This window comes from Sphingomonas sp. CCH5-D11 (assembly GCF_001557395.1).
Taxonomy (GTDB): Bacteria; Pseudomonadota; Alphaproteobacteria; order Sphingomonadales; family Sphingomonadaceae; genus Sphingomonas.
Map to the genome: position 1 here is coordinate 15,713 of NZ_LSKH01000308.1, position 15,971 is coordinate 31,683.

At 63.2% G+C, this 15,971-nt stretch carries 18 protein-coding genes; 11 read left to right on the forward strand and 7 right to left on the reverse strand.

Translation table 11 applies throughout. The features are described 5' to 3' along the window. Positions 1–27 precede the first annotated feature (27 nt). Entirely contained in the window at positions 28–522 is a 495-nt protein-coding gene (locus tag AX702_RS19005) for a MarR family transcriptional regulator (protein WP_046408752.1), read from the forward strand. A gap of 66 nt (positions 523–588) precedes the next feature. Here AX702_RS19005 and AX702_RS19010 read toward each other — a convergent pair whose 3' ends face one another. Then, positions 589–1,158: a DUF4142 domain-containing protein gene (locus AX702_RS19010; protein ID WP_046408753.1), complete on the reverse strand. Its 570-nt coding sequence runs from the start codon at positions 1,156–1,158 to the stop codon at positions 589–591. Positions 1,159–1,504: 346 nt separating this feature from the next. On the opposite strand from AX702_RS19010, the gene AX702_RS19015 reads away from it, so the two are divergent. Continuing rightward, positions 1,505–2,875, forward strand: coding sequence for a DUF4403 family protein (locus tag AX702_RS19015; RefSeq protein WP_231023657.1), 1,371 nt, complete (start codon positions 1,505–1,507; stop codon positions 2,873–2,875). A 111-nt stretch (positions 2,876–2,986) separates the two neighbouring features. On the opposite strand, the gene AX702_RS19020 is transcribed toward AX702_RS19015, so the two are convergent. Further along, a complete protein-coding gene (locus AX702_RS19020; protein ID WP_443026314.1) occupies positions 2,987–3,667 on the reverse strand; it encodes a recombinase family protein in 681 nt (226 codons plus the stop codon). Positions 3,668–3,875: 208 nt separating this feature from the next. Between AX702_RS19020 and AX702_RS19025 the strand changes: the two genes are divergently transcribed. From AX702_RS19025 to AX702_RS19035, 3 genes are all read left to right on the forward strand, one after another. After that, entirely contained in the window at positions 3,876–4,124 is a 249-nt protein-coding gene (locus AX702_RS19025) for an AbrB/MazE/SpoVT family DNA-binding domain-containing protein (protein WP_018251286.1), read from the forward strand. After that, positions 4,117–4,515 (forward strand): type II toxin-antitoxin system VapC family toxin, encoded by a 399-nt coding sequence (locus AX702_RS19030; protein WP_066781968.1) that lies wholly within the window; start codon positions 4,117–4,119, stop codon positions 4,513–4,515. Before AX702_RS19025 ends, AX702_RS19030 begins: the two co-directional genes overlap by 8 nt. Positions 4,516–4,754: 239 nt before the next feature. Then, positions 4,755–5,093: a hypothetical protein gene (locus tag AX702_RS19035; protein ID WP_066781969.1), complete on the forward strand. Its 339-nt coding sequence runs from the start codon at positions 4,755–4,757 to the stop codon at positions 5,091–5,093. A 12-nt stretch (positions 5,094–5,105) separates the two neighbouring features. Here the strand turns inward: AX702_RS19035 and AX702_RS19040 are convergent, their stop codons facing one another. The 4 genes from AX702_RS19040 to AX702_RS19055 all read right to left on the reverse strand — a co-directional run bounded on the left by AX702_RS19040 (position 5,106) and on the right by AX702_RS19055 (position 10,360). Further along, positions 5,106–8,075: a Tn3 family transposase gene (locus tag AX702_RS19040; RefSeq protein WP_014072601.1), complete on the reverse strand. Its 2,970-nt coding sequence runs from the start codon at positions 8,073–8,075 to the stop codon at positions 5,106–5,108. A 91-nt stretch (positions 8,076–8,166) separates the two neighbouring features. Next, positions 8,167–9,543 carry a mercury(II) reductase gene (gene merA / locus AX702_RS19045; RefSeq protein ID WP_021222959.1) on the reverse strand — a complete coding sequence of 459 codons (1,377 nt, stop codon included), beginning with the start codon at positions 9,541–9,543 and terminating at the stop codon, positions 8,167–8,169. Between the two features lie 79 nt (positions 9,544–9,622). Beyond that, complete coding sequence (locus AX702_RS21835; protein ID WP_004213249.1) at positions 9,623–9,952, reverse strand: heavy-metal-associated domain-containing protein; 330 nt, start codon at positions 9,950–9,952, stop codon at positions 9,623–9,625. A 12-nt stretch (positions 9,953–9,964) separates the two neighbouring features. Further along, positions 9,965–10,360 carry a mercuric transporter MerT family protein gene (locus AX702_RS19055; RefSeq protein WP_014072602.1) on the reverse strand — a complete coding sequence of 132 codons (396 nt, stop codon included), beginning with the start codon at positions 10,358–10,360 and terminating at the stop codon, positions 9,965–9,967. Positions 10,361–10,436: 76 nt separating this feature from the next. Between AX702_RS19055 and AX702_RS19060 the strand changes: the two genes are divergently transcribed. Both AX702_RS19060 and AX702_RS19065 read left to right on the forward strand, forming a co-directional pair. Beyond that, positions 10,437–10,859, forward strand: a complete 423-nt coding sequence (locus tag AX702_RS19060; protein WP_014072603.1) for a MerR family transcriptional regulator — start codon at positions 10,437–10,439, stop codon at positions 10,857–10,859. A 170-nt stretch (positions 10,860–11,029) separates the two neighbouring features. Beyond that, entirely contained in the window at positions 11,030–11,590 is a 561-nt protein-coding gene (locus tag AX702_RS19065; protein WP_004213255.1) for a recombinase family protein, read from the forward strand. A 398-nt stretch (positions 11,591–11,988) separates the two neighbouring features. On the opposite strand, the gene AX702_RS19070 is transcribed toward AX702_RS19065, so the two are convergent. Next, positions 11,989–12,396 carry a MerR family transcriptional regulator gene (locus AX702_RS19070; protein ID WP_066781970.1) on the reverse strand — a complete coding sequence of 136 codons (408 nt, stop codon included), beginning with the start codon at positions 12,394–12,396 and terminating at the stop codon, positions 11,989–11,991. 66 nt (positions 12,397–12,462) lie between these two features. Between AX702_RS19070 and AX702_RS19075 the strand changes: the two genes are divergently transcribed. Genes AX702_RS19075 through AX702_RS19090 form a run of 4 tightly spaced genes read left to right on the forward strand, consistent with a single transcriptional unit; the run spans position 12,463 to position 15,969 of the window. Continuing rightward, entirely contained in the window at positions 12,463–13,113 is a 651-nt protein-coding gene (locus AX702_RS19075) for a cation transporter (protein WP_066781971.1), read from the forward strand. Between the two features lie 26 nt (positions 13,114–13,139). After that, positions 13,140–13,478, forward strand: a complete 339-nt coding sequence (locus tag AX702_RS19080) for a hypothetical protein (RefSeq protein WP_231731946.1) — start codon at positions 13,140–13,142, stop codon at positions 13,476–13,478. 53 nt (positions 13,479–13,531) lie between these two features. Next, positions 13,532–14,815: a TolC family protein gene (locus AX702_RS19085; protein ID WP_066781972.1), complete on the forward strand. Its 1,284-nt coding sequence runs from the start codon at positions 13,532–13,534 to the stop codon at positions 14,813–14,815. After that, a complete protein-coding gene (locus AX702_RS19090) occupies positions 14,815–15,969 on the forward strand; it encodes an efflux RND transporter periplasmic adaptor subunit (RefSeq protein WP_066781973.1) in 1,155 nt (384 codons plus the stop codon). Before AX702_RS19085 ends, AX702_RS19090 begins: the two co-directional genes overlap by 1 nt. Positions 15,970–15,971: the final 2 nt, after the last annotated feature.

The following is a 15,971-nucleotide window of genomic DNA, read 5'->3' on the forward strand; positions in this document are numbered from 1 at the left end:
AGCCATGCCAGGGAGGGGCCTGACCGCGTGACGGCGCCGCTTCTGCCGCCACCTGCCCAGTATCTGCGTGATGACGCGATCAGGGGAGGGATGGACCTGATGTTCTTTGCTCACCGATCCCATCTGGCTCATGTCGATACCGAGCTGGCTAAGCAGAACCTCGGGCGGGCACACCACCGCGTTCTTTATTTCTTGGGGAGGCATCCCGAAATTTCCGTCAGCGAACTCCTGGACGTTCTAAGCGTCACCAAGCAATCGCTTGGCAGGGTCATGAGGGACCTCATGGATCGCGGGCTCGTCTCCGGACGGGTCGGGGAGCGCGATCGTCGTCAGAAGCTGCTTTCTTTGACCGATAAGGGACGAGCGCTAGAAAACGCGCTTTTCGAGCATCTCAGGAGCAACATGGCGAACGCTTACCAAGCGGCAGGAGAAACAGCCGTCACGGGCTACTGGATTGTTATGCAGCAGCTCATGCGCGCCGAAGCACGGGAGCAATTCCGCCGGCTGCACTCCAGACAGTGATCGCCGCAAACAGATGCCGGACCAGGTCGAAGGGGGGCTTCATCGACCTGGCCCGGCCGGTTTCACCTATCCTGCAAGCCCGGAGGGGGTAAGGGACTTGCCAGTGGTGAGCTCGTTCTCCAGCACCGGGACCGCAGTGCCGGCGACCTGCTGCAGCGCCGGATCGGTTCCATCCTGCGCGTAACCCTTGTGCACGGCCCATGCGGCCTGCTGGACCTGCGCGGACTGGGTCAGATACAGATTGTCGAACGCGCTTTTGGGCGCCTTCTGGAGCAGCTTGAGCAGGGCGGCTCGGTCGGCGGACAGGCTCGAGGGCGGCGCCTTTATCGTGCGCTGATCGTTCTTCAGCGCCGCAAGTAGCGCCTGGTGGCTGCTCTGCGTTTCCGCCAGCACGCGCTTGGCATAGGCCTTGACGTCATCCCGCTGCGCGCGTGTCGCGGCGAGCTGCGCGGCCTTGATCTGGTAAAGGTTGGCGTCGGCCGCCGCGAGCACGTAATTGGGTCCGCTCTGGCTCGCGATCGGCGAAACGCCGACGTCGGCGCTGGTCATCGTTCCCGAAGTGGCGGGCGAAACGGCCTGCGCCAACACTGGTATCGGCGCCAGGGTGAGCAACGCAGCCACTATCGCAGTCTTCATTGAGATCCTCCATTGGTGTTGTGAGGCGTTGACCGAAATCAACGAGCTGAACGATAAGGAAACGGAACGGTTCCCTTTCTCTAAACTCGTTTGGTGAACCCACTGGATGGATGGCCGCTCGGACGGCTGGAGGTGCGCGGCGATGAAGAACACGACGGCCAGGGGGACCGTTCCCGCGCCGGCAGCGTCAAAAGCTGAAGCGCCAGGCCGGACTGCCGGGTCCTTCTTGCGCAGGAGCGAAGTCTCGAGTGCCTCGATCGCATCCGTCCTGCTCTGCGTCGCCTGCCTCGCTGGCTGCGACCGAACGCCTCGCCAGGCGCCGCCGCGAGCGACGGACACGATCAACGTGCCACCGCAGACGTCCACCGTCGATGTGCCGATCGTCGCGGACCTGGACAAGCTGGCCCGAAGCCTCGAACAGGCGATTCCACGTCGCCTCTGGTCGATCGACAAGCCGGGGCAGACCTGCCTTCCGCCGAAGAAGGTCAAGATCCTCTTCGCGAAGATAAAGACGCCCGCCATCCAGTGCCGCATCACCGGCACCGTCGTCCGAGGGCCGCTGGTGCTGGAGGGCTCGGGAAAAACGATCATTGTCACCATGCCGCTTCACGCCGCGATCAGCGCGCGCGACGTGGGAGGCGTACTCAGCCGGGAAACGGCCGAGGCGGACGCCCGCGTCCGGGCTGTGATCAGGCTCGACATCGCCCGCGACTGGTCGCCGCGCGGCACGGTGTCGATCGCCTACGACTGGACCGACGAGCCCCACGTCGACTTCCTTGGCCAGCGCATCGAGTTCACCAGCAAGGCTGACGCCAAGCTCGCCGGCGTCGTCGCGCGCCTGGAGCGTTCGCTGCCGCAGGAACTCGGCAGATTGCAGCTGCGCGAGCAGGTCGCGCAGGTCTGGGGGTCGGCGTTCACCTCCGTCCAACTGAACCGGGCGAACCCGCCGGTGTGGATGCGGATCACGCCCCGGCAGTTGAGCTACGGAGGCTACACCATCTCGCGCAACCGGGTGAACCTGGCTCTAGGGCTGACGGCAGTTACGGAGACGTTCGTCGGCGACCGGCCACCTGATCCGCAGCGCCGGCCGCTCCCCGACATGACGCGCACGCAGCCCGGACCCGGCCGCATCCTGTTCGCCATACCCGTCATCGCCGACTATCGTCAGCTGGAGCCGGTCCTCGCCAAGGCATTGGTGAAGCGGTCGCGCCGCCCCTTCGAAGTGCCCGGTGTCGGGGCCGTGCGCGCGCAGTTCCACCAAGTGACCATCTACGGCACGACGGGCGGCAAGATCGCAGTCGGGCTTCGCTTCAGCGCGGCAGCCGAAGGCGGGGAGCCTTCGCGGGGCACGATCTGGCTTACCGCCACGCCGCGCAACGCCGTCAACGATCGCCGTGTCGCGTTCGACGATCTCACCGTCGCCAGTGTGACCGACTCGGTCCGGACAAGCCTGCTGCTGAAGCTTGCCAACACTCCCGGCATATCTGGCACTGTGTCAGCCGCGCTGACCCAGAATTTCGAAAAGGATTTCGACAAGCTGTTCGGCAAGATCACCCGTGCGATCGACGAGAAGCGTATCGGCGACCTGATCGTGCGCGCCCGCATCACGGACGTGCGGACGGGCCAGCTGAAGGCGGCGGGGCAAGGCGTCTACCTGCCGGTATGGGGGCGCGGCACGGCCACGATCGGCCTTGCGCCACGGCGGGCCGGAAATTGAGATCTCTGCTGCAGCCTTGACGCCTGCTTGATCGTCCCAGCGGCAACGCTGCAGCCTCTTTCGATCTTGGCAGAACTATTCAAAGGTCAAATCAAATCATCCGGCTCTGTCTCACGGTATCGTCGGACGCGCATCGCTCTGCTTGGTCGCCCGGTGGAGGGCTGTGACGCGCTTGACTTGTGCGATGCTGCAACCCGCCAGCGCCGCCGTTTTCGCTATGCTCATCCCAGCCTCACGAAGTGAGACGATGCGGCGATGATGGGCCAAGTCTGGTTTTCGACCGGTGTAGCGTCCCTCCCGCTTGGCGATCGCTATGCCTTCCCGCTGCCGCTCGCGGCGCAGTTCGTAATCATCGCGAGCGGTCTGAAGCGCAACCCTCAGTAACATGTCTTGAATTGCCTCTAGGACGATGCGCGTCACCCCGCCATTGTCCTCGGCAAGATCGGTAAGATCCACGATTCCTGGTACGGCTAGCCTCGCTCCCTTGTCGCGGATAGCGGTGACGAGCCTCTCCGCCTCAGCCAGCGGCAGGCGACTGATCCGATCGATCTTTTCGGCGATAACCACTTCGCCCATTTGCAGGTCGGCTATCATGCGAAGCAACTCGGGCCTGTCAGGACGCGCGCCGGAAGCCTTCTCGCGATAAACAGCTGCGACATAATACCCCGCGGCACGCGAGGACACGACCATCGCCTCTTGTCGTTCAAGATCCTGCTCGTCGGTGCTGACGCGCAGGTACACGCGAGCAGCGCGGACTGTCGTACTCATGTTGGCTCCGTTGGGTACACCCATGTGAGCCACCACTGCGGCAACCGGCTCGGAATAGCAAACGCCGATCCTGTCGAGCCTAGCTCAGCAAGCCAGGTCTAAGTAGCTAATGGCGCTGATATGAACGACGACTGATCACCAAACGCGCTGAAGTGCGCTGCTTCGCGCTATCCGTCAGCGCCAATATCCGGTATGATCCGAGAGTTGGGTCAGCCAAGCGAGTTCAGTGCAGATGGAAGCACAGAGGGTCAAGATCGTGGACGGTGGTAAACTCGTGATCCCGGCGGCCATGCGCCGTGAGCTCGGGATCACCACGGGTGATACCGTTCTCGTCGATGTCGACGATGGCGAGCTACGGGTACGTTCCGTGCCTAAGGCGCTCGAAAGGGCTCGCGCGATCCTTCGCAAATATGTGCCCGAAGGCGTCGGTTTGGCTGACGAGCTGATCGCAGAGCGCCGGCGCGAGGCGGAGCGTGAGTAGCAAGGTCGTACTCGACGCCTCCGCCCTGCTCTGCCTTCTGAACGACGAACCTGGGGCGGATCGGGTAGTCGACGTCCTGACCCGCAGCATTATCGGAACGACCAACCTCGCCGAGGTCGTCTCCAAGCTTCGGGACCGAGGATTGCCGCTCGACGAGGTACGTGAGGCTCTTGGCGGGCTGCACCTCGATGTACGGCCGCTCTCTCCTGCCCAGGCGCTCATCATAGGCGACCTGCGACCGTCGACGAAGGCGCTTGGACTTTCGCTTGGTGACCGAGCGTGTCTTGCCTTGGCGATTGACCTACAAGCGGAGATGTTCACGACGGACGGGCCGCTGGCGAGCGCTGAGGTCGGCGTCACCATCACCAACGTACGGCCGCTGGCCGATTAGCCGCACATTCGTGCTTTTGGGTACGGTACGCTCAGGCAGGCGAGTTGTGGCGGAACAGAGCGGCTGCCGTCCACTGTTTCGGGCGCAGATCCACTCTTTTCAGCTGCTGCTGTAGGTAGGATGGCGTCCACCATTTTAGGGAAACCTACAGCGGTTCGGCTACGGATTCTGCCCGAAACGTGAGACCAGTCTCACGCCCGTGCAACGAGTCTCAATCCCGATGACGAACGAAACGGCCGATGGTCACCGACGATGAGATTCCTGTCACCGCTGGTGAGACTGGCGAGCAAGGCGACGCGCTGGCTGGCGACCGTGTACCGGCTGATCCCGACGCGCTGGCCGACCTCGACGCGATCGTCAGCGGCGCGCTCACGGTCCTCGATCGGGCCGAGCCGCAGGACCTCTACCTTCCCGAGCTCGCGCCCAGCGACCAGGAGCGCGTCGACGGCTTCGCCCAGCGCGGCCGCGCGCCGGCGACGCTCCAGTCCTACAAGTCCGACTGGGACCTCTTCGTCGCCTGGTGCCTCGAAGGCGTCACCTCAAGGTTTGTTCGCCAGACAACGATTTCTCGGACATAAGCGGAACATGGGCTACGCTACACGCTTCAACCGCGCCATTGGCTCGTTGAGTGGGTGGAATTCACCTGCTGGAAGTCGCCTGGCCTGCTCCCAGAGGTAATCGCCGGTCAGACTGATGTGCGCCCAGCCCATCGGAGAAAGGTGCGCAAGCAGTGCCGCATCGAACGTCGTGCCGACAGCGTTGAGGTGCTGGGCGGCCCGGTCGAGATAGACCGTGTTCCAGTAGGAAATCGCCGCAATCAGCAGGTTCAGCCCAGATGCGCGAAATTCCTGATTTTCCAGCGAGCGATCGGTGAACCGACCCTGCCGGTTGGTATAGATGGCGGCGGCAAGCGTGTGCCTCGCCTCGCCTTTGTTGAGACCGGCCTGACAGGCACGTCGCAGTTCCGGTTGTTCAAGCCAATCGAGCGTGAACAAAGTGCGCTCGATACGGCCCAGTTCAGCCAATGCAAAATCCAGCCTGTTCTGGCGTTTGTAGGCGGCAAGTTTTCGCAAGATTACTGACGGCGCCACCGTGCCATCCTTGATTGAGGCGACAATCCTGACGATGTCATCCCAATCGGCCTCGATCGCTGCCGTTTTGATGGTGCGGCCCATCAGATTTTCGATGCCCTTGTATGTCGATGGCGCAGCGATCGAACCCAGCTTGCGGTCGCCAATATCGCGCAGCCGTGGCGCGAAGCGGAACCCGAGTAGGTGGCAGAGTGCGAAAACATGATCGGTGGCGCCGCCGGTATCGGTATAGTGCTCATGCAACGGAAGGTTGCCGGCGCCCAGGACAAGCCCGTCGAGCACGTAAGGCGCTTCACCTGCCGTCGCGGACATGATCCGTGATCCGAATGATGCGAAGTGATCGGAAAGGTGAGAATAGATTTTCACGCCAGGTTCGGCGCCATATTTGGCATTGACGTCCGCCGCCCCTGAACGGCTCCGCCCCGACCGGAAGAACTGGCCATCGGACGACGAACTGGTGCCAGCGCCCCAATGCCGCGCGAAGGGTAATTCGTGATGGGCTGAGATGATCATGGCCAGCGCGGCCTGATAGTTCTCGGGTGAAAGATACCAGTTGTGGGTCCATGCGAGTTGGGCATAGCTGACGCCTTCGCTGGCATTGGCCATCCGCTCCAGCCCGAGGTTGGTGCCATCAGCCAGAATTGCGGCGAGTACCGTGCTGGGGTTGTCGTGCTCCTTGCCTGAGCGCAGGTCACGGAATGCGTTCAAAAAACCAGTGCGTTCGGCGACTTCAAGCAGCAGCTCGGTGATGCGCACGCGGGGAAGCAGGGTATCGAGCTTGCGATCGAGGGCTTCAGCTTCCGGTGGGGTGACAGGCGGCATTTGCTGAAGCTTGAGCCGGTCTCGTTCGAGCGACACTCCCTCAAGCTTGTTTGTTTTCAACTGCTTGGCAAATCGGCGCAGCCGCCAGTCAAGATTTCGTGCCCGGTCAGCGAGGTAGGATGCAGCATTTGAATCGAACGGAAGCACATCCGCCACTTTGGCGGCGTCGCGCCGACCCAGCAAATAGGCATCGAAGCGCTGATAGTTGCGGGTTCCCTCGATCCATACATCACCGGCGCGCAAACGATCACGCAAGGTTGCCATGATCGCAATTTCATAACGTCGGCGGTCGATACGGCCGCTTTCGGTGATGAGACGCTTCCACTGCCGATTGGGGAATGGCAGTGGAACGCCATCGGGAAGGTCGCGCGACTTTCGTGTGTTCGCATCGCGAATGACATCGATGGCTTTGATCAGTGCCGTCCCTGTTCCAGACGCCTTGAAGGTGAAGGCGTCCAGAAATGCCGGGCTGAAACGCCGTAGCGTGGCGTAACGCTCGGTTGCCGTTACCAGTGCGTCCTCGCCGGCAAGATCAGCAAGGGCATCTACTTGGGCCTTTGCCGCAACAAGCCGGTGCCAGCCCACCGCTTCGTCAATCAATTCGAGCGGATCGCCGCCATTCTGGACAGCCTCATCAAGTGCTGTAATCGTGGCGCCAAACAGCCGCATGAGTTGCCCCACCGACTGAATACTATCTTGGTAGCGACGCTCGCGCCCACGCCGCGCGCGCGTGAACATGCCGCCGATAAGTCGGTCAAACATTTGGATCGCGGCATCGGCAAGTCTGGCCTCAAGGTCGATCACTGCGGCCGTCAACGTCGCCCGCCTGCGATTGACGCTGTAATCCGAAAGCAGGAATGCCGGTGCCACGCCGCCCTCGCGGACAAATTGGGCAAAGCGGAATTCCGGAATGGCGCCCCCAACTACCGGGTGGATACCTATGCCGCGAACATAGCGCAGGCGCTCAAGCAAGCCATTGATATTGGCCGCAGTCGGGGCTTCTTCGAAATTACGCAACCACGCCAGCGGTGTCATGCCGAAATCCGGGTTGTTGATTACGAGTTCGTCTAGCCGTGTCAGTTCAGCAGAGCTGAGGCCTTCGACGATTGCGGCTGCGGCAGCTTTGCGTGCGCGTGCCCGGCCAGCAAGACCGGCGCGTTCCAGTGTGTCGCCTGACGGAAGAATGAACCGCTCACCCTTCAGGCCAACCATGAGGGCGCGAACAATCGGTTCACCTCTGTCTGTATACTCGGCGGCTTGCGCGGCAAGATTCAGGGCAAGTGCCAGGTCGCCGCGTCGAAACGGGCGTATGCCAAGATAACGCGCCACGAGATCGGCATGATCGGTACGGGTTTGCGCGCGCTGACCATATGCAGAGAAGGAGGAAGGATCGACGAATAACTGTGCCGCGAGGTACTGAAGAATGACGTCGGGAAGCCCGATCTCGGGTTGCAGACCAAAGCCGGGATGTCGCATCAAAGCGATTTGTGCAGCCAGACCGAGGCGATTTGCTGGACCATAGCGGCGCCCAACCAATTCAACATCTTCCGCAGAAAGGGTATAATGCCCAATGATCGCGGTTTCTTGGACAGGAGGATCGAACAGGCGCCGGCGCTCGTCTCCGGTCAGAAGTCGGCGTCGTGCCATTTTGCTCTCCCGCTGAGGCGAATAACAAAATTGACACCAAAGCGGCTTGCACTGGAGGGAGGCCATTCGTTGCCGGTTGATCCCCGAGCAATCACCCGGCGCAGCAAGACAGTTTGGCGACATCCTTATCAAACGTTTGGGCCGCCAGTTTGAGGCCTTCCACAGTGGTCAGGTAAGGAAATATCGTTGCACCCAATTCCAGGGTGGTCATGCCGTGTTTGATCGCCAGCACCAGTGTCTGGATCGAATCCGCGCCTTCGGGTGCCATGATCTGGCCGCCCAGCAAACGGTCGTTCGCCTTGTCGGCAATCAGTTTGATGAGACCCCGCGTATCGCGTGCTGCCAGTGCCCTTGGCACAGCATCGAGCGGGAGCAGCGAAACCTTGATGTCCAGGCCTTGCGCCCGTGCTGTCGTTTCAGTGAGGCCGGCGCTGGCGACTTGCGGGTCGGTGAAGACGACGGATGGCATGGAGGAATTGTCGTAGCGGTATTGGTTGCCCGTCACCGCGTTGCGCGCGGCCAGTTTTGCGCCATAGGCGGCCATGTAGACGAACTGGTCCCGTCCCGTTACATCGCCCGCCGCGTAAATGCCTGGAACCGACGTTTCGAGGTGGTCATCGACGACGATTCCACCATTACGGGCAAGCACTATGCCGCGCTCCTCCAGCCCAAGCCCGTCGCTATTGGGTCGGCGTCCGGTGGCGATGAGCACCTGTTCCGCCGCGACGGTGTCACAATGCCCCTCGCAGGTCAATTCGACCCCGCTCTGTGTTTGGGCGATACGCTGATAGCCGACACCTGCGCAAACCCGCACGCCCTCGGCTTCCAAATAGTTTTTCAGCGCGGCACTCACTTCCGGGTCCATTTCGGGGAGCAGGCGGCTTCGGCAGCAGATGGTGACATCAACGCCCAGACGCGAAAACATCTGTCCCAGTTCTACCCCGATCACCCCGCCACCGATCACCAGCAGCGATTTGGGCAAGCGATCCAGCGCCAGCGCCGATGTGCTGGTTAGGTAGGGCACGCTGTCCATCCCCGGAATCGGCGGCACGGCGGCGTGCGCACCCATCGCCAATATGACCTTGCCGACCTTCATGGGCGCATCGCCGACAATCAGCGCACCATCGGCAAAGCGTGCCTTGCCCTCGATATAGCTCACACCGTCATAGGCGGGCAGCAGATCGACATATTTTTTTTGGCGCAGCGTCGTGACAAGATCGTCCTTCGACGCCGCCAATACGGACCAGTCATCCATCTGGACAGCGCCCCCAAGGCCGGGAAAGCGCGCGGCGGCAAGCCCACCATGCACCGCTTCGGCGGCGCGGATCAGCGTCTTGGAAGGAACGCAGCCAACATTGACACAGGTGCCGCCAATCGTGCCGTGACCGACGAGCGCCACTTTCGCGCCCAGATCGGCAGCGGCGATCGCGGCGGAGAACCCGGCAGAACCCGCGCCGATGACGGCCACGTCAAATCCTTCCTGCCCGGGGCGGTTGCAACAGTCGTTCATTGCTTATCGCTTTCTTGAGGCGCTGGCGGCGCCCCGCTCAGTTTTGAATAGCGCGCGCCGGATAACCCGCGTTGGTTGATGCAGCGGCAATCGCAGCAGCATTGGTGCGGCGCGGGTTATAGGTTGCGCGCGCGGTCTTGGCTGCGAAATCGACCGTGACCGCCGTTACCCCGGCGACGCCTTCCATCGCCTTCTTCACGGTGATCGGGCAGGTGGCGCAGGTCATGTTCTCTATGGCAAAGGTGGTTTGCTTCTGAGCGGTTGCGGTAGCCGCGGGGCGATCTTGCGCCGTGCCACTAACTGCATAGGCGACCCCGCCGCCAGCCATAGCCAGCACGGCCATAGCGATACATACTGTCTTTTTCATGGGTATTTCCTTTCAATAGAACCAGGGTGCCCACCAGTCGATGGTGAGCGCCAGGATGGCGACGGCAAGGCCCAGCCACAGCACCGCCTTGGTGGTCCAAGCCGATTGTGGACGAGCGCAGTAGGAACCGTCTTCACAGGGCGGTTTCGGCTTGAAATAGACATGCCAGAAGCCGTAGCCGAGCAGCGCGAGCGTTACGCCTGCGACATAGGGCTTGTAAGGTTCGAGCGCCGTCAGGTTGGCGATCCACGCGCCGGAAATTCCGAGCATAACCAACAGTAGCGGGACGACGCAGCAAGCCGAGGCGAGCCCCGCGCCGATCAATGCGCCCGCCGCAACCCAGTTTGCCTGCTTCGGCTCGTGGTTTTCGGTGAGGGCTGGCTGTCCCGCTTCCGGCGTTGAGACCATGGCTTGAATCCCTTGTTCCAACTGAGTGATTCGCAGTGTAGGCTCTGTAGCCACTACAGACTCAAGAGGTATTTTCATGGAGCAACAGGTCGGCATCTTGCGTGCCCAGCTTGCCCGGAAAACAGGCTGCAATCTCGAAACCATCCGCTATTACGAGAAGGTGGGATTGCTGCCGGGGCCGCCTCGCAGTTCCAACGGCTACCGCGTCTATTCGCCGGAACTGGTGCAAAGGTTGCAGTTCATCCTGCGCGCGCGCGACCTTGGCTATGCAATGGATGAGATACGGTCATTGTTGTCGCTCACCGATACCGGTGCACAAACCTGCGCGGAGGTTATGGCGAGAACCGAACTCCACCTTGAAGATGTCCGCCGCCGCATTGCAGATTTGCAGAAGATAGAGGTGACGCTGGCGACCACGTTAGCCAGATGCACTGGAGATGACGTTGCCGAATGTCCCATCCTGGAAGCACTCCAGTTTTTACCCCATCAAGGCAATTGACGCCATCTTTGAGGGATTTGATTTTGTGATGTCAGCTTGGAGTATAGCCTAACCGGACGTCAGGGCGCTACCGCGGTTTCTGTCAGATTAGGGTACTAAACGGAATTTGTTGACGAATGTCGTTGCGTATCATAGATTTCAACCTGACATTTTGATGGAGAGAGTGCGCAGTGAAGGGGCAACGGATCGGCTATGTCCGGGTCAGCACGTTCGATCAGAATGTGGATCGCCAATTGGAAGGTCAGTCGCTCGATCGGACCTTCACCGACAAGGCATCGGGCAAGGACGTCAACCGCCCCCAGCTTGAGGCTCTGCTCACTTTCGCCCGCGAAGGCGATACCGTCGTCGTCCACAGCATGGATCGGTTGGCCCGCAATCTGGATGACCTGCGCAAGCTGGTCCAGGGCCTCACCAAGCGAGGTATCCGGATCGAGTTTGAGAAGGAAAGCCTGTCCTTCTCGGGGGAGGACTCCCCGATGGCCAATCTGATGCTCTCGGTCATGGGTGCGTTTGCTGAGTTCGAGCGCGCCCTGATCCGCGAACGGCAACGCGAAGGCATTGCGATCGCTCGGCAGCGCGGCGCCTATCGGGGGCGGAAACGGTCGCTCTCGGATGAGATGATTGCCGATCTGCACCGCCGCGTTGCCGCCGGTGAACGCAAGGCGACCATCGCGCGCGACATGGGCATCAGCCGCGAAACCCTCTACCAGTACCTTCGCGCCGCTGCCTGACACCAATGTTCACATTATGTCCGGAAAATCGTTGTTCAGCGTACAAAGCTTGAGGTGACGCCTAGCGCGGCCGACGCCCCTTAGGGCGTCGGGTGCCGCGCTTGGCGGACCACACGGGGCCGTCTATTTTCCTTCGGGAACGAAAGGGCAGCAGCCCTGGTGTTCCCCGCGCTGGCGGGCCTCCGGGGGAAGGCCGCGGCGCCGAGAACCAAGATCCGCGCATCTGCGCGGGCAGCAGGTGTGCCACGTGGCACACCTTCACGCGAGGATCGTCACCCGTATGGGCCGAGACGCCGGCACGGTGGCTCGGTCGGCCGTTCGGCCGATAGAGCCGTGCCCGGCAGGGTCGCGCCCGCTTGGCTTGTGTCAGCCCGGCGCATCCATTTGCCGGGTAGATATTAGGTTAAGGCGCTGGCCCTGACCGACGTGAGCGCATCGATCAATTTGCATTCGGCGATCGTGGAGGCATCGCATTGGCTGCCCCATCGCACCAGCTCGCTTCGTAAGACGGTAAGGTCTGCCAGCTTGCGGTCGATTTCCTGGATGTGAAGTTCGGCTATTGCATCGACCTCATCGCATGATCCCCGCGGATCGTCCGCAAGGCGGAGCAGGTCACGGACCTGATCGAGCGTGAAACCCAGGTCTCGTGCCCGCTTGATGAAGGAAAGTCGGTTTAGGTGCGTGCTGTTGTAGAGGCGGTAATTGCCTCCACTGCGCTCCGGCGGGGCGATCAACCCCTCTGTTTCGTAGAAGCGCACCGTCTCGATCTTGAGGCCGGTTTGCCTGGCGATCTCGCCGATCTTCATAAGTGCTTGACCCTCTAGTGGGATGAGGGTTCATATAAGGGGTCCGAACGGCGAATCGAGTAGGACATGGCCGACCATTGTTGCTCAGCAAAGCGCGACACGATCGCTGAACTAGGCCGCAAGGCCAGCCAGCGGCGCGTGCTGATCGCGGTCATGCTCATCAATCTTGCCATGTTCGTTGCCGAGTTCGGCGGCGGGCTTGTGGCCCGGTCGTCGGCGCTGATGGCGGATTCGGTCGACATGTTCGGCGACGCGGTCGTCTATGCGCTCAGTCTCTACGCGCTGAACCGCGGCGCTCGCTGGGAAGCGGGCGCGGCGCTCGCCAAGGGCGGCATTATCCTTGTCTTCGGTCTGGCGGTGATCGTGGAGATTGGCGATAAAATCGTGAACGGCGTGCCTCCGTCATCGTCGCTGATGCTGACCTTCGGCGGGATCGCGCTCGCCGCCAACCTCATCTGTCTCGCGCTGCTGTGGCGGTTTCGGGCTGAGAATGTGAATATGTTGAGCACGTTCGAGTGCTCTCGCAACGATGTCGCCTCCAATCTCGGCGTGCTGGTGGCAGCGGGTCTGGTCGGCCTGACCGGATCGGCCTGGCCCGACATCGCAATCGGCGGGATCATCGCCCTGATCTTCCTACGGTCCGCGTGGCGGGTGCTAGGTGAAGCGATTCCCGCGTGGCGCGATGCTCGCCCGCTGCCCGCTGAGGTCTTGCGGTGACATCTCGGTTGATCTCGCGTAAGGGCATGGTCGCAATGCAGCGTCTGTTGTCCCTCTTCCTCGTGCTGATCGCGTCATCGCTGGTGATGTCGGCGACCGTGCACGCGCGCGAGCTGCCGGGTGTGACGACGATCGAATGCAGCGGCGCGGTGCATGAGGACGGCGACGCCGATCAGTCGCAAGGCGACAGTGACAAGGCGATGCCGCATCATCACGGCACCTGTCACAGCTCGGCAATGCAGATACCGTCAACCGACGAGCTGCCGCCCTCGCTGGACGGTGCCCGGATGAGTCCGCAGGCGGGTGCCGATCAGGTTCTCGCGTCCAGCACGGTCGCGCCAGGACTAAGGCCGCCGAACGCCTGACGAACGCCGCTGGCCGGATTCCGGCCTGATGCTGTTTGTCAGGATGATCCATAATGAAAATGTTGCTCGCGGCCCTATTCGCCGCGGCGTCGTGCGCCACCGTCGCGCACGCGCAAACGGGGGTGCCGGTGCCGAGTGCGCCGGTAGGCCCGATCTACACGCTCGACGACGCCGTACTCGCGGCGGGCGGGTCGGCACCGGCGTCCGAAGCCGCGACGGCGGCGATCGACGCGGCACGCCAGGGCCGCACGGTTGCGGGGCTTCGCCCCAATCCGCAGGTGCAGGGGCAGATTGAGAATATCGCCGGCACGGGGCCGTATAGCGGCCTCAGGAGCGCGGAGACGACGGTCGGGGTCGCGTTCCCGATCGAGCTGGGCGGCAAGCGCAGCGCGCGCGTAGCTGTCGCAAACGCGCAGCTCAGCCGCGCCGAGCTTCAGGCGGCGATCGTCGCGGCTGACGTGCGGGTGCAGGTGACGCAGCTCTACGTCGAGGCCATCGCGGCCGAACGACGCCTCATCACCGCACGCGATCAGGTGCGGATCGCGAGCGAAGCCCTGCGCGCGGCATCGGTCCGGGTCCAGGCCGGTCGGGCGTCGCCGCTCGAAGAGCAGCGCGCCAATGTCGCCAAGGTCAACGCGGATGCCAATGCCGAGCGATCGGCGCGGCTCGCGGAAACGGCTCGTGCGAACCTTGCGCGCCGGATCGGACGTCCGATCGATGGCAGTCTCGATGTGGGGCTGCTGGATCGCCTGCCGCAGGCGGTGATCGGCCCGGTGGCGCCGGTGCGCGCGATCGGAACGCTGGCGCTGGCGGCGGCCGATGCGGATCTCGCGATTGCCGACGCCGGCGTTCGGCTCGCGCGCGCCAATCGCGTGCCGGACCTCAATGTCGGGCCGGCGCTGCGCCGGTTGGAAGCGACCAACGACACCGCAGCGGTGTTCACCGTGTCGATCCCCATCCCGATCTTCAACAACGGGCGTGCGGCGGTCGCACAGGCCCGCGCGCAGCGGACGCAGGCCGAGGCGCTGCGTCGCGTGACCGCGCTCGATGTCGAGCAGGCGATCAGCGAGGCCGAGACGGAAGCCGCGAACGCGGCGACCACCGCGCGGACAGCTGCCGGTCCTGCGCTGGCGGCGGCACAGGAAGCCGCCCGCATTGCACGAATCGGCTACCGCGAAGGCAAGTTCGGGCAGCTCGACTTGCTCGATGCCGAACGCACGCTCGCAGACACCCGGCTCGCGGCGATCGACGCGCTCGCCAACTACCAAAATGCGCAAGCACGGCTCGGACGGCTGACTGCCCCGGTGCCGACACCCACGACGGGGGGAAATCGCTGATGAAGAAGATCCATCTCGCGGGCGCGGCGTCGCTCGCGCTCCTGCTGGCCGCGTGTGGCGGCGGCACAGACGCCGGCAACGATGCCGCGCCGACGAACGAAGCTGCCGGTGCTGAAGGCGAGGCACACGCCGATGAGGGCGCGGTGACGCTCACTGCCGAACAGATTGCGGCGGCGGGCGTCCAGCTCGGCCGCCCGATCGTCGGCGGCGCCGGCACGATCGAGCTGCCGGCGACGATCGAGGGTGATCCGCAGGGGACGCAGGTCGTCTCGGCGGCGATCGCGGGGCGCGTGGTCGCACTCACCCGCAACCTCGGCCAATCGGTCGGGCGCGGGCAGACGATCGCGATCATCGAGAGCCGCGAGGCGGCGCAGCTCAAGGGCGATGTCGAGGCCGCGCGCGCGCGCCTCCAGCTCGCCAATTCCAATCTCGCACGCGAGCAGCGGCTGTTCTCGCAGCGCGTCTCGCCCGAGCAGGATCTGATCGCCGCGCGGACGGCCGCGACGGAAGCGCGCATCGCACTGACGCAGGCGCAGAGCCAAGTGTCGGCGGCGGGTGTGAGCGGGGGCGGGCTCAACCGCCTCGGCATCGTCGCGCCGATCGGCGGCCAGGTGATCGCGCGACCGGTCACGCTCGGACAGACCGTCACCGCCGATGCCGAACTCTACCGCATCGCCAATCTCAGTCAGGTGTCGTTGTCGCTGAACCTTCAGCCTGCCGATGCAAGCCGGGTTCGACCCGGCAATACCGTGATGGTCACGGCGACGGGGCGGCAGGCATCCGCGCGCATCACCTTCGTATCTCCCGCGCTCGATCCGCAAACGCGGCTCGTGCCGGTCATCGCGACGCTCGACAATCGCGGCGGAACATGGCGTGTCGGCGAGCCTGTTACGGCTGCGGTGCAGTTGACCGGCAGCGGCGGATCATCATCGATCCGCGTGCCCACCACGGCGATCCAGACCAATGAGGGCAAGTCGGTCGTCTTCGTGCGGACGCCCAAGGGCTTCCAGGCGACCCCGGTCGTCCTCGGCGACGCCTCGGGCGACACCGTGATCGTGCGTTCGGGCCTCACCGGCAACGAACAGATCGCCACCACTGGCAGCTTCACGCTCAAGGCCGAACTCGGCAAGGGCGAAGCGACGCACGAGGATTAAGC

What these genes read in the sequence shown, in the direction of transcription:
- AX702_RS19035 (WP_066781969.1), top strand. Translation starts at nt 4,755, where the DNA reads ATGGTCACCGACGATGAGATTCCTGTCACCGCTGGTGAGACTGGCGAG.
- AX702_RS19040 (WP_014072601.1), bottom strand. Translation starts at nt 8,075, where the DNA reads ATGGCACGACGCCGACTTCTGACCGGAGACGAGCGCCGGCGCCTGTTC.
- AX702_RS19010 (WP_046408753.1), bottom strand. Translation starts at nt 1,158, where the DNA reads ATGAAGACTGCGATAGTGGCTGCGTTGCTCACCCTGGCGCCGATACCA.
- AX702_RS19020 (WP_443026314.1), bottom strand. Translation starts at nt 3,667, where the DNA reads ATGGGTGTACCCAACGGAGCCAACATGAGTACGACAGTCCGCGCTGCT.
- AX702_RS19070 (WP_066781970.1), bottom strand. Translation starts at nt 12,396, where the DNA reads ATGAAGATCGGCGAGATCGCCAGGCAAACCGGCCTCAAGATCGAGACG.
- AX702_RS19075 (WP_066781971.1), top strand. Translation starts at nt 12,463, where the DNA reads ATGGCCGACCATTGTTGCTCAGCAAAGCGCGACACGATCGCTGAACTA.
- AX702_RS19085 (WP_066781972.1), top strand. Translation starts at nt 13,532, where the DNA reads ATGAAAATGTTGCTCGCGGCCCTATTCGCCGCGGCGTCGTGCGCCACC.
- AX702_RS19055 (WP_014072602.1), bottom strand. Translation starts at nt 10,360, where the DNA reads ATGGTCTCAACGCCGGAAGCGGGACAGCCAGCCCTCACCGAAAACCAC.
- AX702_RS19080 (WP_231731946.1), top strand. Translation starts at nt 13,140, where the DNA reads ATGGTCGCAATGCAGCGTCTGTTGTCCCTCTTCCTCGTGCTGATCGCG.
- AX702_RS19090 (WP_066781973.1), top strand. Translation starts at nt 14,815, where the DNA reads ATGAAGAAGATCCATCTCGCGGGCGCGGCGTCGCTCGCGCTCCTGCTG.
- AX702_RS19025 (WP_018251286.1), top strand. Translation starts at nt 3,876, where the DNA reads ATGGAAGCACAGAGGGTCAAGATCGTGGACGGTGGTAAACTCGTGATC.
- AX702_RS19060 (WP_014072603.1), top strand. Translation starts at nt 10,437, where the DNA reads ATGGAGCAACAGGTCGGCATCTTGCGTGCCCAGCTTGCCCGGAAAACA.
- AX702_RS21835 (WP_004213249.1), bottom strand. Translation starts at nt 9,952, where the DNA reads ATGAAAAAGACAGTATGTATCGCTATGGCCGTGCTGGCTATGGCTGGC.